Raw genomic sequence first — 23,359 nt, 5'->3', positions numbered from 1 at the left:
GCTCGTGCGCGTGACCGCGGCAGCGCTGTGCATCGTTGTGTCGGCTTCGGGCTGCGCCTTCGAGGGCGTCAACTCGCTACCGCTGCCCGGAGCGGTAGCGTCCGGGTCGGGCAACACGGTCTACCACGTGCAGATCACGAATATCGGTACGCTGGAATCTAATTCGCCGGTGATGCTCAGTGACGTCGTCGTCGGCAGTGTGGGCTCGTTGCGCGTGCGCAATTGGGTCGCCGACGTCGAAGTGCGGGTGCGCCCGGAGGTGGTGGTGCCGGCCAACGCGGTTGCGACCATCGGTCAGACGAGCCTGCTCGGCTCTATGCACGTGGCTCTGGATCCACCGCTCGGGGAACCACCCAGGGGCCGGCTGCAACCTGGCGCGACCATCGGTGTGAACCGATCGTCGAAGTATCCGTCGACCGAACAGACCCTGGCGTCGATCTCGGCGGTGGTGAACGCGGGCGGCCTCGGCCAGGTCGGTGAGTTCATCCACAGCACGGCCACCGCGCTCACCGGCCGGGAAAGCGAAGTGCGCGAGATCATCTCGCGACTCAACACCGTCATCGGGACCGTCGACGACCAGCGCGACCACTTCGCCACCTCGATCCAGGAGCTCGACCGGTTCACCACCACGCTGGCCGCGCAGAAATCGGACATCACCGAGGCGCTGCACACCGTGCCGCCGGCACTCGACGTGCTGTTACAGGAACGTGCCCGCATCGTCGCCGCGATGCAGGAACTCGGTCGCTTCAGCGACCTCGCCACGCGCCTCGTCAACACCACTCAAGAGGACCTCGTCCGCAATCTGACGAACCTGGACCCGACGCTCGGCGCGCTGGCCGACGTGGGGCCTTACCTCGACACCGTGCTGGCTCTAGTGCCCACCTATCCGTTCCCGCAGAACTTCATCGACCGCGCGATCCGCGGCGATTACGTCAACATCTTCGCGAGCATGGATCTCACTGTGCCGCGGCTCAAACGTTCGTTGTTCCTCGGAACCCGCTGGGGCGACCCCAATGCCCAGCTGGTGCCGGCACCCGGCGACCCGGTACATCTCAACTACACCTACGAGCCACTGAGCGTCGGGGTGGCGCCTCCACCGCCGGAGGATGCACCGCAAGCTCCGACTCCGGCGGAGCAACCACTGCTACCGCTCGCTCCGCCGGAATCGGCATCCACCACTGACCAGTCCGTGTTCGCCGGGCCCTATCCGGCGGGCGCTGGGGGCAACTGATGCTCACGCGCCTGGTACGAACCCAGCTGGTCATCTTCACGATCGCCTCACTGGTCGGGATGGGGGTGATGATCTTCGGGTATCTCCAGGTACCGACCTGGTTCGGGATCGGGCACATCACCGTGACCGTTCAGCTGCCGGACACCGGTGGGCTTTACCGATTCGGCAACGTCACCTACCGCGGCGTGCAGGTCGGCCGGGTGTCCAGCGTGACACCGACGGCCACCGGGGCGACGGCTGAGCTGGCGCTGAACGCCACGCCCGAGATTCCCGCCGACGTCCAAGCCAACGTGCGCAGCGTGTCCGCGGTGGGCGAACAGTACATCGACCTGATCCCGCGCGGCGGCGGGCCGCCGTTCCTCATCGACGGCTCGGTCATCGAGCAGGCGAACACCAGCGTCCCGCAGAAGGTCGGCCCCGTACTCGACCAACTCAGCGCGCTGGTCAAAAGCGTTCCCAAACAGAAGCTTTCCGACCTTCTCGATCAATCGTTCCAGGCTTTCAACGGAGCGGGGTACGACGTGGGGTCACTACTGGACTCCGGATCGCGCATCGCCGCCGATGCGAATGCGACCGCGCAGCGCACCCGGACGCTGCTTGACGACAGTGCGCCCCTGCTGGATTCACAGGCCCGGACCACCGATGCGCTGCGCACCTGGACCCACAAGCTGAGCGCGGTGACGCACCAGGTGGTCAACAATGACGACGACTTCCGTACCCTGCTGGCGACGGGCCCCGGCACCGCAGACGAGGTTTCGCGACTGCTGGCCCAACTCCAGCCGACACTGCCGGTGCTGCTGACCAACATGACCACGGTCGGCGAAGTAGGAGTCACCTACAATCCGGCGCTGCGCCAGCTGTTGGTGCTGTTGCCGCCCTATGTGGCAGGCTTCGGCTCTCTGTCGCAGCTCAACAATCCGGTTGGACTCTCGCTGGGCGCGTTCACCCTGCAGAGCTCCGATCCGCCGGCGTGCACGGTTGGCTTCCTCCCGCCGTCGCAATGGCGCTCCCCCGCCGACGAATCGGTGGTCGACACGCCGGACAACCTGTACTGCAAGCTGCCGCAGGACTCCCCCATCGCCGTGCGCGGGGTGCGCAATCTGCCATGCATGGACAAGCCCGGCAAACGCGCACCGACTGTCGAGATCTGCAAGAGCGACCAGCCGTTCGAGCCGCTCGCGATGCGCCAGCACGTGCTCGGCCCTTCCCCATTCGACCCCAACCTGATCGCTCAGGGTGTCCCACCGGATTCACGGATCAACCCCGGCGCCAACATCTTCGGACCCCTGGAGGGCACACCGCCACCGCCGCCCGCCTCGGAGCCGAACGGGTACATCGCCAACTACGACCCGCGCACCGGCCGCTACGTCGGCAGCGACGGCCAGCTCTACCAACAGAGCGATCTGGCAGCCACACCGGAGAACTGGCAGGACCTGATGCCGCACTGAACGTCAGATCGGTGATGACGAGTACGCGACAACCCCGCCGTAATGCGGCGAGGATTGGCACGCAAGCCCAATCGACGCGTCACGCTGCCGCTCCCCGGCACGCCGCGCCAGCTGCAGGTAGCACTCGACCATCTGCGGCACTCCGTGCAGGCGGCCGTTGCCGAGCGCGCCGCCACTCAGCAGCGCCGGCACTCCACCGTGGTCGGCGTCGATCCCGCCCGAGGCCACGAATCGGTGCGCCTCGCCTACCGGGCACAGCCCGAGCGCTTCGAGCCAGAACCACACCAGCGGCGAAAAGCCGTCGTACACCTGGGGTAAGTCGACGTCGGTGATGCCCAAACCGGTCTGCTGCCATAGTCGTTCAACCGTGCCGAGGCCACCGGCAAAGATGTCGTCGAGCGGCCAGTGCAGCGGCAGCCGCCGCGGTGGTGGCCCACTTCCCGCGAAGCCCGCGACATACACCGGCCGGTTCGGTAGATCCCGAGCCCGCTCGGCAGAGGTCAGTACGAACGCGGCGACGCCGTCGACCGGGATGTCACAGTCCAACCGGCATACCGGGTCCACCAGCGTCGGCTCGGCCAGATACTCGTCGACGGTCAGCGACCGCCCGGCCCAAAAGGAGGTGGGCAGCCGCGCGCCATTCCTGCGCGCCTCGGTCACGACGGCGGCCATCGATTCGCGCCGCGCACCGAAGCGATGAAGGTACTCGTTGTACGGCAACGCAATCATCGCCAGCGGCCCGAAGAAGCCCTGCGGTGCCGTCCACTGCTGAGCACCGCCGAACTCCCGGTTCGGGTTGGTGTGATAGGAGCCCGCCGGGTTGTGCAATGCGCGGTGCACGACAACGTAATCGGCGGCGCCGGCAATGATCGCGTTGACCGCCATGCCGATCGATCCGCTGAGTTGGCCGATACCGTCGAAACCGGCGACGTAGCGTGGCTCCGCACCCAGCGAGCGCGCCAGCCAGCCCGAGGTCACGGTGCTGACACCGTCGACGATCTGATGCCCACCGGCGCTGGGCAGCATGCTGGAGCTGACGAAACCATCGACAACATCCACAGTGAGTCCGGCGTCGGCGATCGCGGCTCGGGCGGTGTCGACGGCGATGGCACCCAGCGGACGCTCAGCGCGGCGGCGCGTCGGGCTCTGCGCGTAACCGACGACCGCCACCCGGTTCGCGATACTCATGACACCAATTCGAAAGCGGGAATGGCAGTTTCGGGTGCAATATCCTCAAATACCACGCGAACCGCCGTGCCGAGTGCCACGTCGTCGACGCGGCCGAGCAACCGGCCGATCACCCGAAGGTCGGCCTGCTCGTCGAGTTCGACGTCCACGAGCGCGAACGGCACCTCGAACCCCGGCAGGAAGGACTGCCGCACCACGGTCCAGGACCGCACGGTGCCCCCACCGCTGACCGGCACGAAGGTGTACCCGGGGTCGGTCGATCCGCAGGAGGCGCAGACGGCATCGGGTGGCAGGGCCAGGAATCCGCAGTGGCCGCAGCGGGCGACCGTCAGGACGTGCTGCGCCGCGGCCGCCCAGTACGGTGCGGAGGCCTCGTCGGGCACCGGCAGCGGGCGGGCTGCCGTCACGGGATGACCCCCTCGTCGGCGAGGGCGCCGATTCGGTCCCAGTCATAACCGAGCTCGAGCAACACCGACTCGGTGTGCTCGCCGTGTTCGGGTGCCCGCCGCAGAGTCGGTGGTTCACCGTCGAATTGAACCGGCACCGAAGGCAATCGATAGGACACTCCCTCGTCGGTGACGACATCGCCGATGTAGGAGTTCGCCACCACCTGCGGATCGCTCACCACCTCGTCGAGGGTCTGGATCGGCGCCCATGGCGCGTCCAGCGCACCCAGGACGCATTTCCACTCCTCGAAGGTCCGCTGGGCGAAGATCGCATCGAGTTCGGCGAAGCACGCCGCGACATTCGTCCGCCGCGCGGCGATGTCGCTGAACCGGGCGTCGTCAACCAGCTCGGGGCGGCCGATCACCCGGCAGAAATCCGGCCAGTACCGGTCCGCCTGCAGGAACATCAGCTGAATGTGCCGGTCATCCTTGGTGCGATAGGTCGCGGTGAGCGGGTTCACCTGTGGTCCGCGGCCCGAAACCGGCTGAGCGTCACCGTCGTTCAGGATGGCGAGCAGGTCCGAGGACAGCATCCACATCGCGGTCGCCAGCAGGGACACGTCAACCACCGAACCGGTTCCGGTACGCGTCCGCTCGAGCAGCGCCGCGGAGATCCCGAACGCCAGCGCCATCGCGCCGTTGCGGTCACCCATGGCGCCGCGCTGGCTGATCGGGTAGTCCCGCTCGCGGGGGGTCAGCATGTAACCCACTCCACCGCGAGCCCAGAACGCCGAGCTGTCGTAGCCCGGCTGATTGGCGTCGGGGCCTCGGACACCGAAACCGGTTCCCCTGGCGTAGACGAGCCGGGGATAGCGTTCGCGCACCGACTGCTCGTCGAGGCCCAGGCGTTCGAGCGCACCGGGCCGCAGACTGGTCAACAGGACGTCGGCCGAGGCGAGAAGCTCGTGCAGCACCTCCAGTCCCTTCGGGTTGCGCAGGTCCAACGCGACCGACCGCTTGCCGCGATTGGCAAGCGCGAGTGACAAGTTCACGCCACCGCGGTCAGCGCCGATGCCTTGGGTGGCCAGGCCCCGGTACGGGTCGCCGTCCAGCCGCTCGATGCGGACCACGTCGGCACCCCAGTCGGCGAGCAGCGCACCGGCCACCGGTACGAACACCCACTGGGCCAGTTCGACAACCCGGATTCCGTCGAAAGCGCCGGTCATTTCAAGCAACTGCCCGCGTCGATGGCCAGCGTCACACCGGTGACGTAGCGAGCCTCGTCGGAGGCCAGGAACAGTACGGCGTTGCTGACGTCGATGGCGTCGATCCACGGGATCGGCAGCATGTGGAACATCGAACAGATCGGCTTGAGGTCGTCGGGCCCCGGGTTCTCCAGATCCGGGCGAAACGACCTGTAGGTGGACTCGTTGAGCAGCATGTCGGTGCTCACGTGGGTGGGGTGTACCGAGTTCACGCGGATCGAGAATTGGCCCAGCTCAACGGCGAACGTGCGCATCAGCCCGACGACGCCGTGCTTGGCGGAGACATAGTGGCCGACGTGCGGGTAGGCCTTCAACCCGCCGACCGAACTGGTGAGGATGACCGACCCGCCGCGGCCCCCGGCTTTGATGTGCGGCACACCGGCTTTCACAGACTTCCACACGCTGCTGAGGTTGACGTCGATCGTCTGTTGCCATCGCGCCTCGTCCATCTCGTCGAGCATCGCGCCGGGTGTGCCGATGCCGGCGTTGGCACAGATGATGTCCAGGCGGCCCAGCTGCTCCACACCGGCGTCGACCGCCGACTTCAGCGCGCCGAAGTCGCAGACGTCGACCTCGGCGGTGACGATCCGGCGATCATGTGCCTTCACCAGTTCGGCTGTCTCGGCGAGCTCTTCGGGACTCGACCCCGGCTCGGGCGTGTTCTCGATGTGGCGGCAGATGTCCACCGCGATGATGTCCGCGCCTTCAGCGGCCAGCCTGACCGCATGACTGCGGCCCTGGCCACGCGCCGCACCGGTCACCAGGGCCACCTTGCCGTCCACTCGTCCAGTCAACGATCTCTCCTCAGCCGTCAGGAATCTCGGACATGTTGCCGCACAACGAACTTCTGCACCTTGCCGCTGGCCGTGCGAGGATAGTCGTCGACCTGGCGCAGCTCCTCGGGCCACTTCTGGCGGGCGAGCCCCAGTGCCTCGAAGTGCGCCCTGACTTCCTCGCGAACGGGCATCGTCGCACCCGGCCGCAGCCTCAGGACCGCGACGACACGCTCGCCGAAGCGTTCGTCCGGGCCGGCGACGACCACGGCCTCGGCCACCTCCGGCATCGCCAGCAAGGCCTCTTCGACCTCGAGTGCGCTGATGTTTTCGCCACCCCGGATGATGACGTCGGCCTTGCGGTCGGTGATCGTCACGTAACCGTCCGCGTCGAGCACACCGATGTCGCCGGTGCGGTACCAGCCGTCGGCGTCGAAGGCGCTCGCGGTCAGCTCCGGATCCAGGTAGCCCAGGCACAAGTCCGGGCCGCGACTGAAGATTTCGCCATCGGCGCCCAATCGGACCTCGACGCCGGGACGCGCGCAGCCGTCGGTGAACAACCGCTTGTCCTCGGGAGCGTGCGGGGCGGCACCGGTGATCGACGGGTGTTCGGTGCTGCCGTACGAGCGGGTCACCACAATTCCCAGATCACTGAGCCGACGGGTCAACGACGTCGGCACCGCGGACCCGCCCAAGCCCGCATACGGGATGTGGCGCAGGTGGTCGTCGGTGAAGTCGGGATGGTCGAGCAGACTCGTGATGAAATACGGCGGTCCCCCGCCGAACGCCACTCCGTCGCGGGCCATGAGGGTCAGAACCAGATCGGGATTCCAGCCGTCGCACAAGTGGATTGGCGCGCCCTTCAGCACCGGACACAGGAGGCCACCCAGCATTCCGATGAAGTGCCCCACCGGTAAGGCCATGACATGTCCTGACGGGTGGTCCGGATGGTTCAGGGCGAGCTGACGGATCTCACAGCCCAGCGTCTGGTGACTGTGCACGACTCCCTTCGGCGCGCGGGTGGTGCCGGAGGTGAACGCGATCAGCGTCGGCCCGGCCGGATCAGCGTCGAGAACCCCGGGCATCGGCGTCGGTGCGAGTAGATCCTCGAAGTCGCGATCGACCAGAGCGACTATGGGAACCTCGGCGGCGAGGTCCGGCTGGTAACTCATCCGCCCGAACTCGGTGGCGGTGATGAAGACTCTCGGCCGAGCGGTTTCGAGGATGTAGCCGAGCTCCTTGCGACCGTAGAAGTGCACGACCGGCACCACTACGGCACCGAGCAATGTGGCAGCCCAGAACGTCGCCGCGGCCTCCATCCAATTCGGCAACTGGAACGCGATCACATCGCCCGGACCGACGCCGCGTTCGCGCAGACCCGCCGCCAGCCGGCGCGCCACCGACTCGACGTCACCGAACGTGCCCTCGTACGGCCGGTCAGCCGAGTACACCCGAAACGAGCTGTCCGGCGCAGCCGCGAGCGCCCCGGCCAGCAGATCGCCGAGGGTGTCGCGCGTCCACCACCCGTCGGATTGGTACTGAGTCCTCAGGTCGGCCGGAATCGCTCGAGTGCGAATCACATGCTCACAGTAGAACGTCAATCTTGTTTCAACAAGCGTCTAACTGCCAGCCGCTGGGTGGGCCGGTATCGAGGTCAGGACGCGGTGCCGCCGAGAGCGGTCAGGCAGAAGCGCCACAGCCGCTCCTTGACCACGTCGAGCTCACCCTCGGGATGCGCCGCGAACGAGTAGTAGTGATACACCGACCGGACAAGTTCGGTGACGAACCATGAATCCCATTCTGCGTCAGACGGATTCAGCTGGCCCGCGGCCGTGGCGGCCTGCACCTCGGCACGCAGCAGGTCGACGAACGGCTTCTCGGCGTCGGCGAGCTCTTTGGGGAACAGCCGATGCAGGCGCCAATGGGTGGAGACGATGAACCGGCTGGTCGCGACGTCCGTGCCGTCGCCGTCGAGGCGTTCCAGCGTCGCGGTGATGTAATAGCGCAGCCGCGCCAGCGGGTCGGGCAGTTTCGCCGCCTCTTCAGCCCAGCGCTCGCAGGCCTCACGCATGGCGTCGCCGATCACGGCGAGCAGCAGTTCGTCCTTGCTGGCGAAATAGCGGTAGAACGTCTGCAGCGCCACTCCGGCTTCCGCGGCCAGCTCCTGAGTGGTGAATTCGTCACCCTTGACCGCGATCAGCGTCAGAGCGGCGTCCATCATCTGGCGACCCTGCTGAGCGATCCGCTGCCGTGACCGTTGCACGGACGCCGATCGTTCAACGGCGCGTTCCACCCACGACACGAACGAATACTAGCCGCTGGCCCGGCGCGCGACAGACTCGACGTGGTCCATGAGCACGTTCAGCTGTTCCGCCGGATTGAGTTCCAGCGCCTCGGTTTCCTCTTCGTAGATCAGCACATGTCCCGGCTCGAAGTAATAGACATCGCCGGTGCGGGCGACCTCGTCGGCGACATCCTGTCCGGGATAGCGGCAGCGGATCGTGCCCTTGAAGACATATCCGTAGTGCGGGCACGGGCAGACGCCGCCGGGCAGACCCTGGTACAGCGCTGTGTGATCGCCGGCGCCGGTGGTGGTGAATCCGACTTCCAGATCGCCCCATTGGACGGAGCGAAATCCCGAGGCGCACAGCGGCCAGCGGCCGTCTCCGCCCGCCGGCAATTCACCTGGCTTGCTGACCGGCATGCGGCACTCCTCGAACTCGGTGGGGTGAACCGCCGACCATGCTCCCGCAATCGAATTCCGTCGGTGACGGTAATGCGGAATATTGGCGCTGCTGGGTCACGTGTTCAGCTCGGCCAGCGCATGCAGCTGTTCGAGGTAGTGCTCGAGTGAATGATGGACGAACCGGGCCGAGACCGTCGTGGTCCCTCCCGCGGCCATGCGTTCCAAAGTGTCCAGGGTCGCCTGCGGCTCCCGCGCCGGGTCGAGGGGTTGTTCTGCAGGCATGACCACCTCGAAATCGGCTGGTAAATCAAAACTTTGCAACCACCGCGCGGCGGTCTCGACGTCGACGTAGAACGGACACCAGCCGTCGGCGAGCGTGACCGCCCGGCGCAGTGAGCGTTTGGTCCGACCGCCGACCCACAGCGGCACACGGGGCTGCAGCGCGCACGGATCGACAGTGAGCCCTCCGAACGAGTAGAACTCACCGTCGTAGGTCGGCTGGTTGCTTGGCAGCGCTGCCCGCAGCGCCCGCAAGGCGTCGTCGCCGCGGGCGCCGCGATCATCGAACGGGGCGCCGAGGAGGTCGAACTCCTCCTTCAGTGAGCCGACGCCGAGTCCGAGGATCACCCGACCATTGCTGACGTGATCCAGAGTGCCGTAACGCTTTACGATCGCCAGGGGGTGGTGGTAGCCGAGCACCAGGGTCATGGTGGCGAACTTGATCTGGCTTGTGCGTGCCGATACATATCCGAACGTAGCCAGCGGATCCCAGTATCGGGCGCCCCGGCGGGCGGTCTCGGCCGCGGGTAGTCCGATGTGCTCGCTGCAGGTCATGTGGTGGTACCCGAGCCGGTCGGCGGTTTCGGCAACGCGGCCGATGTGCTCGATGGTGGCATCTTTTTCCCACGTCAACTCGGCGCCTGCGACGTTGGTGACGACGGGGGTGGCAATGCCTAGTTTCACTCCAGCGGCTCTTCACCGGCGAGGATCGTGCGGTGCATGAGCCGACCGCTGTCGACGGCGTAGGGCAGTGCCCGGTGCATCGTGCCGGTGTTGTCCCAGATGAGCAGGTCGCCGACCTGCCACCGATGGCGGTATACGTACTGCGGCTGGGTGGCCCAATCGCGAAGGTAGGCAAGCAAAGCCCGGCTCTCTTCGACGGAGTATCCGATGATGTAGTCAGCGGTCGCGCCCAGCAGCAGCGACTTACGACCGGATCGATGTGTCCACACGATCGGGCATGCCTTCGTCGGCGACTTCTGCCAGAACGCGACCTCCTCGTGGCTCATCTCGGGGGTCACGTAGTACTGCGACCGCTCGGCACTGTGCACCACCCGCAGATCCGCGATGAGTTCTTTGGTACTGAGCGGCAGATCCTCGTAGGCCGCGTAGGTGTTGCAGAATTCGGTGTCGCCGCCGGTGTCGGCCAGCGTGATCGCCCGCAACAGGGTTGCCAGATTCGGGTAGGGCTGCAATGAACCGTCGAAATGCCAGAACAGCGAGCCCTTCAGGTATTTGGCGCGTTCATTCACCGTGTCATCGAGTGAGATCTTGTAGATGCCGTCGGCGCCCTCGTTCTGCACGAGGTTGCCTAACGTCCTGGCGATGGCGACCTGCTCGTCGTCGCCGATCTCCAGGCCGCGGAAGAACACCACGCCACGCTGCTCGAGCGTCGCGCGTATGGCCGTGGCCTCGCGGCCGCTCAGCAGCGTCTCGAGATCGGTTCTGATTTCACTACCGATTCGCGGAGCGACATCGACGACGTCGAGCTGTGTCCGGGTAGGTGCCATGATGTCAGCTGACTCTCGTGAGAATGGTGTTGGCCGAATGCTTTACCCGCGGCTGCTTCCACAGTTCCACCGCAAGCGAGACGGTGATCAGCGAGTAGAGCAGGTTCCGGAGATTGGCTACGTCCTCCGGCAGCGGCTCGGCGTAGTCGAACTTGTCGATGTAGGCGACGGCTTCCTCTGCGTGCGGAAATACCTCGTCGTAGAACGCCCGGATCTGCTCCATGGAACTGTTCACCCGCTTCACGTAGCGCTGGTGGCCATCCTCGATGGCCCATTCCGGCACCAGGTGTTCCAGCTCGGAAAACTCCTGTGGCAGAACAGTACTCATGCCCCCTCCCCCGCCGCCACGTAATCGGCCACCACCTTGTGCAGGTGACGCAGCAGAATCTCTTCGTCGTTCATCGTGAAGTGCGTGATGGCACCGCTGTTGAGCATCGCCTGCAGACCTTCGGATGGGCTGGCGTCCTCCAGGATGATGTCATTGAGGAACGTCACCGTGAGCTCCTGGCCCAACCGCTCTTTGTGGGTCCGCGGTGGCTGGTAGTACATCTCGGTTTCGAAGATGTGCGAATGCGGCCCGGTCGGCCAGTGGGTGTGGATGGTGTAACCGGAGGCACCGAAGATGAGAATGAAATTGGGGAAGAACTGGTATGAGTCGAACCCGTATTTCTCTGAGCGGGTGGGATTGAGCCCGGGCGGCATCGGCCCCCGGTCGGCGCGTTTGTTCCACGGCCCCGCCGCGCTGGCTTCCATCACGCATTCGATCGGCTTGGAGTACGGGGTCTTCTGCGAGGGTTCGCCGGCGAACGAGTACGTCCGGTGCGGACCGCTGAGCCGATAGGACAGGGCATCGGTGAACGGATTGGGCTGGTCGAACGCCTCCCTGGCTTCCGCCGTGACCGCGCCGAACGACGACGCATGGAGATACGGTCCGTGGTAACTCTCGGCGAAGCCGTCGAGGAAGATCTTCCAGTTGCACTGCAACTCGGCGTTGAATCGGTAGACCTGGTGCGGCCCGGCGAAGGGATACCCCTCGATGCCGTGGGCCAGCTCGCCGAGGTAGTCGCGCACCGACTCGGTGTTGTCGGGGTTGAGATTGACGAAGATGAAGCCTTCCCACACGTCGCATTGAATCGCCGGCACCCGGCAGCTGTCGGCGTCGAAGTCGAGCAGCAGGTCCTTACGGGTGACGGAATGCAGCGAGCCATCGAGGTGGTAGCGCCAGCCGTGGAAGCGGCAGTACAGCAACGGCGCCCGACCCTGCACCTCTCGGAACGGGTCGTCGTCCCACAACATCTTGTTGCCACGGTGCGGGCACACGTTGTGCATCGCACGGATCACGCCGTCCTTGCCGCGCACGATGATGATCGAAGTGTTGAGGAACCTCAGCTCGCGGGTGAAGTAACTGCCAGACTTGGGGACTTGCTCGACGCGGCCCATGTACAGCCAGGTCTTCTTGAAGATGTGCTCGCGTTCCTTGTGATAAAACTCCTCGGACACACAGTCCTCGAGAGACACCGGGCCCCGGCCCAGCTCCGGATACGCATCGGTCCAATGCCCACTTGCCGGCTTCGTGACCAGGGCTTCTGTACTCATGAGAGTGCTCCCATCCAGGCCTAGAGGCCGAACGTAGCACCTGACAAAAGCAGCTAGATAGTGGCGAAATCGCAACAGGCTGTTGCACATCTGGAACACTCGCGCGGATGGAGCAGAACCTTCCGTTCGACGTGGACGCACTGCTGATATTCGGCAAGGTGGTGGAGTGCCGCAGCGTGTCCAAGGCCGCAACGGCGCTCGGCATGCCCAAATCGACGGTGAGCCGAAAGCTGAGCAAGCTGGAGTCTGATCTGGGGATCAAATTGCTACGGATGAACACCCGTCAGCTCACCGTCACCGATCTCGGCGAGAAGATCTACGAGCACGGGGTGAAGATCCTGACCGAAGCGAATGGCGTTCGCGCGCTGGCCGAAGGCAGTAAGCAAGAGCCGCAGGGCGAGCTGCGGGTAGCCATGCCGATCTTTATCGGCGTCGATTATGCGTCACGAGTCGGGGCGACGTTTCTGAGCCGCTATCCGCATTCCCGACTCGACATCCGGCTGGTCGACGACCAGGTTCACCCTGTCCACGACGGATTCGACGTCGTCTTTGGAACCGGGCCGCTGCAGGATTCGACGCTCATCGCACGGAAGGCGTTCAGTCTCAACCTCTTTCTGTGCGCCTCACCAGAGTATCTGCAGCAGCTGGGCGGCCCGATCGCCACACCCTCTGAGCTGAACTCGCTACCGTACATCGACTTCGGTCTGTCCGACCGGACACGCAAACTCACCGTGACCAAACACAAACGGCGTTACGAACTGTCGCCCGTAGTGCGGGCCCGCGCCAACAGCTTTCAGGTGTGCAAGCAATACATTCTTCAGGGGCTGGGCATCGGCGCGATGCCGAACCAGATCATCTGCACCAACGAGCTGCGCGACGGTAGCCTCGTGCCCGTGCTGCCGGAGTGGAGCCTCGAGCCGCTCGACGTGCACATGATCTATCCCTTTCAGCTGTCGTTCTCGACGCTGATCAGCGCGTTCTACGACGCCGCCTGTGAGATCATCGTGGAGAACTCGGCGCGGGTCTGAGTGCCCCTGGTCATGCGACATCGGCGCCGAATAAGGTGGCAGGCATGGCAGGCAAACCCTTCTCCGGCAAGACCATGTTCATCTCGGGAGCCAGCCGCGGCATCGGCCTGGCCATCGCCAAGCGCGTCGCGGCCGACGGCGCCAACATCGCACTGGTGGCCAAGACCACCGAGCCGCATCCCAAGCTGCCCGGGACCATCTACACCGCCGCCAAGGAGATCGAGGAGGTCGGTGGCCAGGCCCTGCCGATCGTCGGCGACGTCCGCGACGGTGACTCGGTGGCCTCTGCTGTAGCCAAGGCTGTCGAGCAGTTCGGCGGCATCGACATCTGCGTCAACAACGCGTCGGCCATCAACCTCGGCTCCATCGAGGAGGTGCCGCTCAAGCGGTTCGACCTGATGAACGGAATCCAGGTGCGCGGCACCTACTCCGTCTCGCAGGCCTGCATCCCGCACATGAAGGGCCGGGAGAACCCGCACATCCTCACGCTGTCCCCGCCGATCCGGCTGGAATCACAGTGGCTCAAGCCGACTCCGTACATGATGGCGAAGTTCGGAATGACGTTGTGCGCATTGGGGATTGCCGAGGAGATGCGCGATGCCGGCATCGCTTCCAACACGCTGTGGCCGCGCACCATGGTCGCCACCGCGGCGGTGCAGAATCTGCTGGGCGGTGACGAGGCGATGGCCCGCTCCCGCAAGCCCGAGGTCTACTCCGATGCCGCGTACGCCGTGCTGACCAAGCCGGCCCGTGAGTACACGGGCCAGACACTGTTGTGCGAAGACGTGCTGGTGGACGCCGGCGTCAGCGACCTGTCGGTCTACGACTGCGTGCCGGGTTCCGAGTTGGGGGTGGACCTGTGGGTCGACACCCCCAACCCGCCCGGCTATCGCAATCCCTAGGCGCTCTGCTGCGAGTCGGCGGCCCTGGCCGGATCCGGCAGGCCCTCGATGTCGCCGTCGACGTTGGACACGATGTAGCCGGTCAGCGTCTGCTGGAAAGCGTTGATGGTCGCATCGGCGTGCAGGTAGCCGGTGTGCGCGCCCGTCACAGTGATGTTGGCGAGGTAGTGCACCGACGACTGGTTGGGCAGGTAGTCGGCCGACTCGGTGCCGTTCAGGATCATCCCGTCCTCGTTCACGTAATTGTTGTACGTGACCGTCCGGATGGTCCGGCCCGGATTCGCGCTGTCCGGCGCCTCGGTGACCACCGCGGTGCCGCCGCCTACGCCGTTGTAGCTGCCGACCGGATCCAGCGGTGTAGTGCTGGGATGGTAGGTGCTCAGCGCCGGCGCCCACGATGACGAATCCGGAGTGGTCCGGTCGGCCGCCGCCGGCCCAACACTGGTGGTGTACTTCAGGTTTGCGATCACCAGCCGCGACTTCGTGGGATCGGAGACGCTGGATTCCCAGAACGTCACCGCGGTTCCGTCGGTGTTCCAACTGGGCATGCTTCGCGCGGCCCACCCGTCACCGGTGTCGAAGAGCGGAATTCCGTTCTCCCGGTTGAGTTCATCCCCAACGGCGACCGCCCACTCCTGGTTGGAGACATTGACCGGAGTCGCGTAGTAGCCGTAGACCGGCGCGGCTACGTACACCGGCAGTAGGCTCTGCCGCACGATCCTGGTCATCGGCGTCAGCGCGTTGAGGCCGCGGGTACTGCCAATTGCGATCCACTGCTGGTTGGGTGAGTAGTCCATGTCCTCGTCGTAGTCGAGGTTGGCAGTAACGCGGGTGATGCCGCCGGTGGCCAAATCGACGACGATGTCGTCGGCATTGCCCTGCTCGTAGGAGCCGCCGAGGATGACCACGCCCTTGCCGTCCGGCGTCCACTGCTTGCCCTCGCCGGTGGGGAACACCACCCGCGGGTCGGTGACGTCGTAGGTGTTGGTGGCGGCGTTGTACTCCAGGCCGCCCACGACCGGAACGATCTGCAGGACACCGGTGGCGCCGTTGAGCATGATCCGGCTGAAGAGTACATGCTGCCCGTCCGGCGAGATCCGCAGCTCACGTTGGGCGTTGATGGAGATGACGCCCGGCGCTCCGGCAGGCGTCACGATCGGGATCAGCTCGGCTCCGCTGTCACCTTGTTGCAGAACGGAATACGTCGGTCCCGACTGGGCGCCACTGTCCACGAGCACCACAACCCGACCGGATCCGTCGGTGAACGGAACCGGCTTGCCCAGATTCGCGGTCACGCTCGGGGCGACACCACAGGTCAGGCACGTCGCGTTCGTACCGTCGATGTTGATCTGATATATCTCCTGGCGACCGCCGGCCGCCGGGGTCGCCGCGAAGTAGATGGACTGCCCGTCTTCGGAGTAGCGCGGGTTGACCGGTTTGGTCACGCCGGCGGGCATGGCCAGGATGGCCCGCTGCACAGTGGGATTGAGCACCGTCACGCCCTCGCTGGCCTGAGCGCTGTGTGAGCTCAGCGGCGTCAGAATGTTGAACTTGCCGTCAGAAACCGTCACCGTAAATGAATCCGTCTGCGCGGCAGTGTAGTTGATGTCGTCTGGGGTGTAGGTGTAGTTGCCGGTGACCTGGTCGATCGTGAGGGTGCCGTACCTCGGCCCCTGGGTGACGGTGTACTTCAGCGCGTCACCTTCGATGTCGGTGGCGCCGATGCTGCCGGTCACGGTTTGTCCGGTCTGCACCGTGGTGGTCGGGTCAGAGATCGTCGGCGCCTGGTTGAACAGGTCGCGGCGCACCGCACCGAGCACTGACCAGACCAGCGGCACCAACGGCCCCGGGGTGTCCGGCGGCGGGTTGAGGAAGGGGTTGAGCAGCGACGTGATGACATGGTTGAGGAAGTCAACCGGCCCGGCCGGTGCCGCTGCGTTCGGCGTCGCCTTCGCATTTACCGCCGCAGCGGTCGGATGAATCGCCAACGCTGCGTGAGCGGTGCCGGTCGTCGGTTGCACGACACTGGTCGATCTGGTGTCGGTGACCGCTGCCGTCGGCCGGGCGATCTTCGACTCGGCAACGGCGGCGGAAACCGGCGACGGCGACGTCGCGGCGGCGGTACGCGTCGGGGGCGGGGTGCTGGACTTCGACCCGCCGCCGCTGGTCACCTGACCAGCAGCCGACTTCCCGGACGTGGCATGCGGCTTGACGCCACCTGTGGCGCGGCGCCCGGAGTGCGCCGATGCCGCACCGCCACCGCCCGCGGAGTCAGAAGACGAAGCGGACGACGACGCCGCACCGGACGAGTCGGACCCCGTGTCGGCGGAGGCGACCCCATAACCCGCAGCCAGGGCGCTGAACAGCCATATGGCGACTGCCATTCCGCCGTATCCGCCGAATTTCACGGCCGATCGCGCGGCGCCCTGCGATGGTCCGCAATGCTGCAGCGCCCCTGAAGGGGCCGAAATGAAAAGCGGGTTGACGCGTATACCGACGTCCGACATGGCGTGCCTCCGAGATGAGAAATGCTGATCGATCGATCAACTTTAATGTGATGAACTTCATAGCAGGGGGCGCGACGGCGTGTCAAGAAGTTCGGCGCAAATGAGTAACCCGGCGTGTTCCGATGCGCACGGCGTCAGGAACCACAGCTAGAACACGTTGCAGTAGAGGGCTTTACGGACCGATCTGTTCACCGCCCGGCCACCACGGTCCTAGCCAATCGCCGGCGCCCGCAGATGCCTGCCCCGGCGTGATGCCTGGTTCACGGTGCCTGCCGAGTCGATCTGTCGATCGATCAGGACTGCTTCCCGGAGAGCATCGCAAACTGAGCCTGGACGAATTGCTCCAGCTCGGCGTGTCCGCGCGTCAATCCGACCGCGCTCTCGTTGCCGACACTTCGGGCGATCTGCGCAACCAGCATCGAGATCACCACTGGCGGATACGCCTCGAGGTCGACGCCATAGGAACGCAGCGACATCGTCACCGCCGCTGTCTCGATATCTCGCACCCGTTCGGCGAAGTTCCGCAGTTCGGCGCCGATCACCTTGCGATGATTTGCCAGAGCCATGAGTTCGGTACTCATCACCGTCTGCCGTGGATCACTGTTGATCCGCCACAGCGCCTGCAGCGGATCCTCCTCGGTGAGCACCTTCCGCAATTGGTCCAGCGCGGCCTCCGCCCCGGACCGCAACACCGCCAGGAAGAGATCGTCCATGGTCGGGAAGTAGTAGTAGACCAGTGCCTGTTTCACACCGGCCTTCGTCGCAACGCGCCGCGAGGTGGCCGCGGCATAACCTTCGTCGTGCATGATCTCCGCCGTGGCCTCGATGAGCCGCTGCCGAGTCCCGCCGTCATCGACTTTCGGGCTGGCGGTGGCACGCCGAGGACCCGGCTTGGCTGGCCTGTCTTTGCGCGCCGCGGTAGTCATACGGCACATTAGCATCCTGATCGACTGACCAGGATCGATGACGGCGCTGGGGAGCGCCGTCGATGCTTACTTCTTCGGGCGAATCCCGAAGCGCCGCACACCCTTACCGGCCATTGCGCGCATCGCCGCCAGAGCGAGCTGACCCTGTCGCTTCGACGACGAGTACCACATCAACTCAGACTTCTGCGTCGGAACCTTCGGCGAGGTGATGGCCTGCTGGCGGCAGAACTTGATCAGACCGCTCGCGCCCCCGGACCGGTAACCGATACCGGAGTTCTTCCACCCGCCCATCGGCAGCGACGGGCAGAACACGTTGGCCAGCGCATCGTTGACGTTGACCGCACCGCATTCCAACCGTCGGGCCACCCGCTCGCCGCGCTCGACATCGCCGGTCCACACCGTCGCCGACAGCCCGTACTGCGAATCGTTCGCCAGCCGAATGGCTTCTTCTTCGTCGGCGACCTTCACCACCGGAAGCGTCGGACCGAACGTCTCCTCCGCGATGCAGGTCATGGTGGGGGTCACGTCCGCGAGCACCGTCGGCTCGAAGAACGTCCCGACGCCGGTCGGCTTACCGCCGGTCAGCACCCGCGCCCCCGCGTCAACGGCCTCCTGGACGTGGCGGCCGACGATATCGCGCTGCGCGGCCGTGGCCATGGCGCCGGTGTCGTACTTGAAGCCCGAGTCTTCCTGTCCCTGCTTGATGTTGCGTACGTTGGCGGTCAACTTCGCGACGAACTCGTCGTAGACCGGAGCCTCGACGTAGACCCGCTCCACCGAGATGCACACCTGCCCGGAGTTGAACATCCCGCCCCAGGCGATGCCGTTGGCAGCGCGGTCGATGTCGGCGTCGGCCAGCACGATCGCCGGGTCCTTCCCGCCGAGCTCGAGACTGAACGGTTTGAGTTGCTCGGCACAGGCCACCGCGACCTTGCGGCCGGTGGCCGTCGAGCCGGTGAAGTGGACGTAGTCGGCGTTGTTGATCACCGCCGCGCCCGTCTCGCCGTATCCGGTCGCCAGCCCGAGCACCGGCGGAGCACCGACCTCGGTCCAGCCGCGGGCGAACTCGACGGCCGAGAGTGGCGTCACCTCAGAGGGTTTCAGGAGCACCGCGGCGCCGGAGGCCAGCGCGGGCACGACGTCCAGGGCCAGCATCGCCAGGGGGAAGTTCCACGGCTCGATGATCCCCACCAGCGGGTACGGCCGGTAGACAGTCGTCAGCTTCTTCACCTTGAACAGAAGGTTGTGCGCCTTGGGGTGCCGATCGGCGAGGAACTCCTCGGCATTGCCGGCCCAGTACTTGATGGAGTCCGCCAGGGCCACCGGCTCCAGCTTGGCGTCGCCGTGCGACTTTCCGGTCTCCGACATCAGCACCTCGGTGAGGTGGTCGGCGTTGTCGAGGATCCAGTCCTGCCACTTGTACATCCAGACCTTGCGGCCGCGCGGGCCGATCTCCTCCCACTCGGTCTGGAACAACCGCAGCTCGGTGGCCTTGGCCGCAACGGCGTCCGGGCCTTCGATCGGCACGGTGCCGGCGACGCGGCCGTCCGCGGGATTGTGCACGGTGATGGTGGCTTTATCGGCCTTGGGCTCGACCGCGGTCATGGCCGCTCCTCTCGCTGGTCGGGATCTTGGCTGTGAGCCTAACCGGCGCCGAGTCGCTAGAACAGGCCAACCGGTTGGTTGTGTGGATCGGCGGGCTCGATGAGCTCTGGGCCGTTGTTGCGAACGCTGTTGACCAGTGTGGAGACCTCGCGCACGTCGATGTCGGCGATGTCGGGCGGTGCGGACAGCAGGTCGGTGTCTGCGGGCTGATCGGGATTCAGCCACCGGTCCCAGTCCCGCTCCTCGAGCACCAAGGGCATCCGGTCGTGGATCTCCGCGAGCTCGCCGACCGCATCAGTGGTGATGATCGTGCACGTCAGCAGCGGCGACGCCTCGTCATTTGCTTTCCAGACCGACCACAGCCCGGCCATGAACAGCGGTTCGCCGTCGGCGCGGTGCATGAAGTACGGCGTCTTGCGGGCCTTCTTGCCTGCCGGGCTATCAGGGTTGGGCTTCCACTCGTAGTAACCATCCATCGGGACCAGACAGCGCTTGCTCTTGGCCGACGCCCGAAATGCCGGTGAGCTGGTGACCTTCTCGGCGCGGGCATTGATCAGCAACGGACCCTTGTTCTCCGGGGTGCCGTCCGCGGTCGCCTTCACCCAGGGCGGCACCAGGCCCCAGCGCATCAACCGAACCCGCCGGGTCGGGGTGTCGTCGGGCTGGTCGTGTCGGCTCACCACGGTGGCGATGGTGGCCGTCGGGGCCACGTTGTAGTTGGGTCCCCGCGCCTCCTTGGCCGCGTTAGTCGCCTCGTCGATGGCGTTGATCTTCTCGGCCAGCAGCGCCGGGTCGGTGGTCACTGCGAATCGTCCGCACATGACTCCATGGTGGCGCACGATGCCGACAGGGCAGGATGTATGCCGTGAGCACCGAGTTGTGGGCAGCGCCGTCAGCGGTGGAGGCCGTCGTCGCCACGGTCACGGTGCCCGGCTCGAAATCGCAGACCAACCGCACCCTGGTGCTCGCGGCGCTGGCCGCGGCCCAGGGTCAGGGTGACTCCACGATCCGCGGCGCACTGCGCAGCCGCGACACCAACCTCATGATCGGGGCGATTCAGGCGCTCGGTATCGCCGTGGCCGGCGAAGGCCCCGAGCTGGTGGTCAGCGGGGCGCTCAACCCGGGCCGTCAGGCGCGCATCGACTGTGGACTGGCGGGAACGGTGTTGCGCTTCGTGCCGCCGCTGGCGGCGCTGAGCACCGCGGTCGTCGAATTCGACGGCGACGAGCAGGCCAGGGCACGCCCGATCGCTCCCCTGCTCGACGCGATGCGCGGGCTGGGTGTCGACATCGACGCAAGCGGGCTGCCGTTTCACGTTCACGGCCGCGGCGCGGTCAAGGGCGGCACGGTACATATCGACGCGTCGAGTTCCTCGCAGTTCGTCTCGGGTCTGCTGTTGTCCGGCGCGGCGTTCACCGAGGGGCTGACCGTTGTGCACACCGGCACCTCGGTGCCCTCGGCCCCGCACATCGCGATGACCGTGGCGATGTTGCGCGAGGCCGGCGTCGATGTCGACGACACCGTCACCAACGAGTGGCGGGTGGCACCCGGGCCGATTGCGGCCCGGCAGTGGGACGTCGAGCCGGATCTGTCCAACTCGGTACCGTTCCTGGCCGCGGCCGTGGTGACCGGTGGCGCGGTGGGCATCACCGGCTGGCCGTCGGCCAGCGTGCAGCCCGCCGATACAATCCTGGGCATCCTGCAGCTGATGGGATCGACTGTGAGCCAGTCGGATTCGCACCTCGAGGTGCGGGGTCCCGAGACCTACGGCGGCTTTGACGTGGATCTGCACGAGGTGGGTGAGCTGGCCCCCGCGGTGGCCGCCCTGGCCGCACTGGCCGCACCGGGCTCGGTGTCGCGGCTGACCGGCATCGCCCATCTGCGCGGCCACGAAACCGACCGGCTGGCGGCGCTGCGCGCCGAGATCGGCGGCCTCGGCGGCGAGTGCACCGAGACCGACGACGGCCTGGTGATCACCGCGACGCCCTTGCATGCCGGCACCTGGCATTCCTATGCTGATCACCGAATGGCGATGGCGGGAGCCATCATCGGGCTGCGGGTACCCGGCGTCGCCGTCGAGGACATTGCAACCACCGCCAAAACGCTGCCAGAATTCCCACAGCTGTGGGCCGAGATGGTGGGGGTCGGTTGAGCCCACGCGAGTACGACGAATCCGACGTCAAGATCCGGTCGGGCCGTGGCTCGCGTCCCCGCACCAAAACCCGTCCCGAGCATGCCGATGCCGCCTCGGCGATGGTTGTCACCGTCGACCGCGGCCGGTGGGGCTGCGTGCTCGACGGCGATCCGGACCGGCATGTCACCGCGATGCGTGCCCGCGAACTGGGCCGAACCCCCATTGTCGTCGGCGATCAGGTCGACATCGTCGGTGACCTGACCGGGCGGCCCGACACACTGGCCCGCATCGTGCGCCGGGGTGACCGGCGAACGGTGTTGCGCCGCACCGCCGATGACACCGACCCCACCGAACGGGTGGTGGTCGCCAACGCCGACCAGCTGTTGGTCGTGGTGGCCCTGGCCGATCCCCCACCGCGCACCGGCCTGGTGGACCGGACGCTCATCGCGGCGTATGCCGGCGGCCTGCGCCCGATCCTGTGCCTGACCAAGACCGATCTGGCCTCCCCCGAGGAGTTCGCCGCGCAGTTCAGCGATCTGGATCTCACCGTGATCACCGCCGGGCGCGATGACCCCCTCGACGAAGTCGAGGAATTGTTGGTCGGCAAGGTCACCGTGCTGCTCGGCCACTCCGGAGTCGGTAAGTCGACGCTGGTCAATCGTCTTGTGCCGCAGGCGCACCGCGTCACCGGCGAGGTGTCGGGCGTCGGCAAGGGCAAACACACCTCCACCCAGTCGGTGGCATTGCCGCTGCCGGGCGGCGGCTGGGTGGTCGACACCCCGGGCATCAGATCGTTCGGGTTGGCCCACATCGAGCCCGATGACGTTCTGAGGGCATTTTCGGATCTGGCTGATGTCATCGCAGACTGCCCGCGCGGCTGCGGCCATATGGGACCCCCGGCCGACCCGGAATGCGCGCTCGACGCACTGACCGGCGCACCGGCGCACCGAGTCGCGGCGGCGCGGCGGCTGCTGGCCGCGTTGTCAGAAGCCGCGGCGTACTGATAATTGTTTGCACCACCAATCGAGAGGGCACGCCGCAGACATGAGCACCGTTCCGAATTTGACACTCAATGACGGCACCAAGATTCCGCAGCTCGGCTTCGGCGTCTACCAGATCGCACCCGACGAGACCGCGTCAGCCGTGCGCACCGCTCTGGAGATCGGCTACCGCCACATCGACACCGCGGAGATGTACCAGAACGAAAAGGGCGTCGGACAAGGCATTCGGGACTTCGGCATCGACCGCGGCGAGGTGTACGTCACCAGCAAGCTCAACAACGGGTTTCACAAGCCCGACGACGCCAAGCGGGCGTTCGACGCCACGATCGAGGCTCTCGGGTTCGACTACGTCGACCTGTTCCTGATCCACTGGCCGCTTCCGGGGCTCTACGACGGCGACTTCGTCTCCACGTGGAAGGTGTTGGAGGAGTTCAAGAATGACGGCCGGGCCCGCAGCATCGGCGTCTCCAACTTCCAGATACATCACCTGGAGACGCTGGCCCGCGACACCGAGGTGGTGCCCGCCGTCAATCAGATCGAGGTGCACCCGTACTTCGCCAACGACGAGCTGCGTGCGTACGGCACCGACCACACGATCCTGACCGAGGCGTGGTCCCCGATCGCTCAGGGCGCGGTGCTCGGCGACCCGGTGATCGGCAAGATCGCCGAGCGGCTGGGTAAGAGCCCCGCGCAGGTGGTGCTGCGCTGGCATATCGAACGCGGCGATATCGTTTTCCCGAAATCCGTTACCCCCGAGCGGATCAAGGAGAACCTCGAGATCTTCGACTTCGAGCTGAGCGACGACGACATCGACGCCATCACCGCCCTCGACAAGGGTGAGGCCGGCCGGCAGGGTCCCAACCCGGACGACTTCAACTGGATCCCGGACTAAC

22 protein-coding genes are annotated in these 23,359 nt (G+C 66.0%); 7 read left to right on the top strand and 15 right to left on the bottom strand.

The features are described 5' to 3' along the window. Nucleotides 1-10: 10 nt before the first annotated feature. On the top strand, nt 11-1,231 hold the full coding sequence (locus tag AB431_RS08135) for an MCE family protein (protein ID WP_369803060.1): 1,221 nt from the start codon (nt 11-13) through the stop codon (nt 1,229-1,231). Beyond that, a complete protein-coding gene (locus tag AB431_RS08130; RefSeq protein ID WP_047329505.1) occupies nt 1,231-2,679 on the top strand; it encodes an MCE family protein in 1,449 nt (482 codons plus the stop codon). The genes AB431_RS08135 and AB431_RS08130 overlap by 1 nt, the downstream gene beginning before the upstream one ends. Before the next feature lie 3 nt (nt 2,680-2,682). On the opposite strand, the gene AB431_RS08125 is transcribed toward AB431_RS08130, so the two are convergent. From AB431_RS08125 to AB431_RS08075, 11 genes are all read right to left on the bottom strand, one after another. Next, nucleotides 2,683-3,867, bottom strand: a complete 1,185-nt coding sequence (locus AB431_RS08125) for a thiolase family protein (protein WP_047329504.1) — start codon at nt 3,865-3,867, stop codon at nt 2,683-2,685. Beyond that, nucleotides 3,864-4,274 (bottom strand): Zn-ribbon domain-containing OB-fold protein, encoded by a 411-nt coding sequence (locus tag AB431_RS08120; protein WP_047329503.1) that lies wholly within the window; start codon nt 4,272-4,274, stop codon nt 3,864-3,866. The genes AB431_RS08125 and AB431_RS08120 overlap by 4 nt, the downstream gene beginning before the upstream one ends. Continuing rightward, a complete protein-coding gene (locus AB431_RS08115) occupies nt 4,271-5,479 on the bottom strand; it encodes a CaiB/BaiF CoA-transferase family protein (protein WP_047329502.1) in 1,209 nt (402 codons plus the stop codon). The genes AB431_RS08120 and AB431_RS08115 overlap by 4 nt, the downstream gene beginning before the upstream one ends. Next, the gene (locus AB431_RS08110) at nt 5,476-6,312 is read right to left on the bottom strand and encodes a mycofactocin-coupled SDR family oxidoreductase (RefSeq protein ID WP_047329501.1); all 837 of its coding nucleotides are present in this window, start codon (nt 6,310-6,312) and stop codon (nt 5,476-5,478) included. The genes AB431_RS08115 and AB431_RS08110 overlap by 4 nt, the downstream gene beginning before the upstream one ends. A gap of 17 nt (nt 6,313-6,329) precedes the next feature. Beyond that, nucleotides 6,330-7,871 carry an AMP-binding protein gene (locus AB431_RS08105; protein WP_235435854.1) on the bottom strand — a complete coding sequence of 514 codons (1,542 nt, stop codon included), beginning with the start codon at nt 7,869-7,871 and terminating at the stop codon, nt 6,330-6,332. A 74-nt stretch (nt 7,872-7,945) separates the two neighbouring features. Continuing rightward, nucleotides 7,946-8,554 (bottom strand): TetR/AcrR family transcriptional regulator, encoded by a 609-nt coding sequence (locus tag AB431_RS08100; RefSeq protein WP_047333203.1) that lies wholly within the window; start codon nt 8,552-8,554, stop codon nt 7,946-7,948. Nucleotides 8,555-8,602: 48 nt separating this feature from the next. Further along, a complete protein-coding gene (locus tag AB431_RS08095) occupies nt 8,603-8,995 on the bottom strand; it encodes a hypothetical protein (protein WP_082135595.1) in 393 nt (130 codons plus the stop codon). Nucleotides 8,996-9,091: 96 nt separating this feature from the next. Beyond that, nucleotides 9,092-9,940: a TIGR03619 family F420-dependent LLM class oxidoreductase gene (locus tag AB431_RS08090; RefSeq protein ID WP_047329500.1), complete on the bottom strand. Its 849-nt coding sequence runs from the start codon at nt 9,938-9,940 to the stop codon at nt 9,092-9,094. Then, complete coding sequence (locus tag AB431_RS08085) at nt 9,937-10,767, bottom strand: TauD/TfdA family dioxygenase (protein WP_047329499.1); 831 nt, start codon at nt 10,765-10,767, stop codon at nt 9,937-9,939. Before AB431_RS08085 ends, AB431_RS08090 begins: the two co-directional genes overlap by 4 nt. Before the next feature lie 4 nt (nt 10,768-10,771). Continuing rightward, nucleotides 10,772-11,095 (bottom strand): hypothetical protein, encoded by a 324-nt coding sequence (locus AB431_RS08080; protein WP_047329498.1) that lies wholly within the window; start codon nt 11,093-11,095, stop codon nt 10,772-10,774. Continuing rightward, nucleotides 11,092-12,363, bottom strand: a complete 1,272-nt coding sequence (locus AB431_RS08075) for an SRPBCC family protein (RefSeq protein WP_047329497.1) — start codon at nt 12,361-12,363, stop codon at nt 11,092-11,094. The genes AB431_RS08080 and AB431_RS08075 overlap by 4 nt, the downstream gene beginning before the upstream one ends. Nucleotides 12,364-12,470: 107 nt before the next feature. On the opposite strand from AB431_RS08075, the gene AB431_RS08070 reads away from it, so the two are divergent. Beyond that, nucleotides 12,471-13,391 (top strand): LysR family transcriptional regulator, encoded by a 921-nt coding sequence (locus AB431_RS08070; RefSeq protein WP_047329496.1) that lies wholly within the window; start codon nt 12,471-12,473, stop codon nt 13,389-13,391. Nucleotides 13,392-13,435: 44 nt separating this feature from the next. Then, on the top strand, nt 13,436-14,293 hold the full coding sequence (locus tag AB431_RS08065) for an NAD(P)-dependent oxidoreductase (protein ID WP_047329495.1): 858 nt from the start codon (nt 13,436-13,438) through the stop codon (nt 14,291-14,293). On the opposite strand, the gene AB431_RS08060 is transcribed toward AB431_RS08065, so the two are convergent. The 4 genes from AB431_RS08060 to AB431_RS08045 form a co-directional block, all read right to left on the bottom strand. Then, nucleotides 14,290-16,677 carry an Ig-like domain-containing protein gene (locus AB431_RS08060; protein ID WP_144418219.1) on the bottom strand — a complete coding sequence of 796 codons (2,388 nt, stop codon included), beginning with the start codon at nt 16,675-16,677 and terminating at the stop codon, nt 14,290-14,292. The genes AB431_RS08065 and AB431_RS08060 overlap by 4 nt on opposite strands. Nucleotides 16,678-17,093: 416 nt before the next feature. Next, nucleotides 17,094-17,726 (bottom strand): TetR/AcrR family transcriptional regulator, encoded by a 633-nt coding sequence (locus tag AB431_RS08055; protein WP_047329494.1) that lies wholly within the window; start codon nt 17,724-17,726, stop codon nt 17,094-17,096. Nucleotides 17,727-17,792: 66 nt separating this feature from the next. Then, nucleotides 17,793-19,331 (bottom strand): aldehyde dehydrogenase family protein, encoded by a 1,539-nt coding sequence (locus tag AB431_RS08050; RefSeq protein WP_047329493.1) that lies wholly within the window; start codon nt 19,329-19,331, stop codon nt 17,793-17,795. A gap of 56 nt (nt 19,332-19,387) precedes the next feature. Next, nucleotides 19,388-20,152, bottom strand: a complete 765-nt coding sequence (locus AB431_RS08045; protein ID WP_047329492.1) for an SOS response-associated peptidase — start codon at nt 20,150-20,152, stop codon at nt 19,388-19,390. A gap of 44 nt (nt 20,153-20,196) precedes the next feature. Between AB431_RS08045 and aroA the strand changes: the two genes are divergently transcribed. The 3 genes from aroA to AB431_RS08030 are packed head-to-tail and all read left to right on the top strand — an operon-like array spanning nt 20,197 to nt 23,358. Continuing rightward, nucleotides 20,197-21,483, top strand: coding sequence for a 3-phosphoshikimate 1-carboxyvinyltransferase (aroA, locus tag AB431_RS08040; protein ID WP_235435853.1), 1,287 nt, complete (start codon nt 20,197-20,199; stop codon nt 21,481-21,483). Next, complete coding sequence (rsgA, locus tag AB431_RS08035) at nt 21,480-22,469, top strand: ribosome small subunit-dependent GTPase A (RefSeq protein WP_047333200.1); 990 nt, start codon at nt 21,480-21,482, stop codon at nt 22,467-22,469. The genes aroA and rsgA overlap by 4 nt, the downstream gene beginning before the upstream one ends. Before the next feature lie 40 nt (nt 22,470-22,509). Further along, complete coding sequence (locus AB431_RS08030; RefSeq protein WP_047329490.1) at nt 22,510-23,358, top strand: aldo/keto reductase; 849 nt, start codon at nt 22,510-22,512, stop codon at nt 23,356-23,358. Nucleotide 23,359 lies beyond the last annotated feature (1 nt).

It is taken from the genome of Mycobacterium sp. EPa45 (assembly GCF_001021385.1).
Lineage (GTDB): Bacteria > Actinomycetota > Actinomycetes > Mycobacteriales > Mycobacteriaceae > Mycobacterium.
The sequence above is the reverse complement of the archived record's forward strand: the minus strand, read 5'-3'. Positions and strand labels throughout refer to the sequence as shown.

What these genes read in the sequence shown, in the direction of transcription:
- AB431_RS08085 (WP_047329499.1), bottom strand. Translation starts at nt 10,767, where the DNA reads ATGGCACCTACCCGGACACAGCTCGACGTCGTCGATGTCGCTCCGCGA.
- AB431_RS08055 (WP_047329494.1), bottom strand. Translation starts at nt 17,726, where the DNA reads ATGACTACCGCGGCGCGCAAAGACAGGCCAGCCAAGCCGGGTCCTCGG.
- AB431_RS08060 (WP_144418219.1), bottom strand. Translation starts at nt 16,677, where the DNA reads ATGGCAGTCGCCATATGGCTGTTCAGCGCCCTGGCTGCGGGTTATGGG.
- AB431_RS08080 (WP_047329498.1), bottom strand. Translation starts at nt 11,095, where the DNA reads ATGAGTACTGTTCTGCCACAGGAGTTTTCCGAGCTGGAACACCTGGTG.
- AB431_RS08065 (WP_047329495.1), top strand. Translation starts at nt 13,436, where the DNA reads ATGGCAGGCAAACCCTTCTCCGGCAAGACCATGTTCATCTCGGGAGCC.
- AB431_RS08095 (WP_082135595.1), bottom strand. Translation starts at nt 8,995, where the DNA reads ATGCCGGTCAGCAAGCCAGGTGAATTGCCGGCGGGCGGAGACGGCCGC.
- AB431_RS08125 (WP_047329504.1), bottom strand. Translation starts at nt 3,867, where the DNA reads ATGAGTATCGCGAACCGGGTGGCGGTCGTCGGTTACGCGCAGAGCCCG.
- AB431_RS08045 (WP_047329492.1), bottom strand. Translation starts at nt 20,152, where the DNA reads ATGTGCGGACGATTCGCAGTGACCACCGACCCGGCGCTGCTGGCCGAG.
- AB431_RS08070 (WP_047329496.1), top strand. Translation starts at nt 12,471, where the DNA reads ATGGAGCAGAACCTTCCGTTCGACGTGGACGCACTGCTGATATTCGGC.
- AB431_RS08030 (WP_047329490.1), top strand. Translation starts at nt 22,510, where the DNA reads ATGAGCACCGTTCCGAATTTGACACTCAATGACGGCACCAAGATTCCG.
- AB431_RS08115 (WP_047329502.1), bottom strand. Translation starts at nt 5,479, where the DNA reads ATGACCGGCGCTTTCGACGGAATCCGGGTTGTCGAACTGGCCCAGTGG.
- AB431_RS08050 (WP_047329493.1), bottom strand. Translation starts at nt 19,331, where the DNA reads ATGACCGCGGTCGAGCCCAAGGCCGATAAAGCCACCATCACCGTGCAC.
- AB431_RS08130 (WP_047329505.1), top strand. Translation starts at nt 1,231, where the DNA reads ATGCTCACGCGCCTGGTACGAACCCAGCTGGTCATCTTCACGATCGCC.
- AB431_RS08075 (WP_047329497.1), bottom strand. Translation starts at nt 12,363, where the DNA reads ATGAGTACAGAAGCCCTGGTCACGAAGCCGGCAAGTGGGCATTGGACC.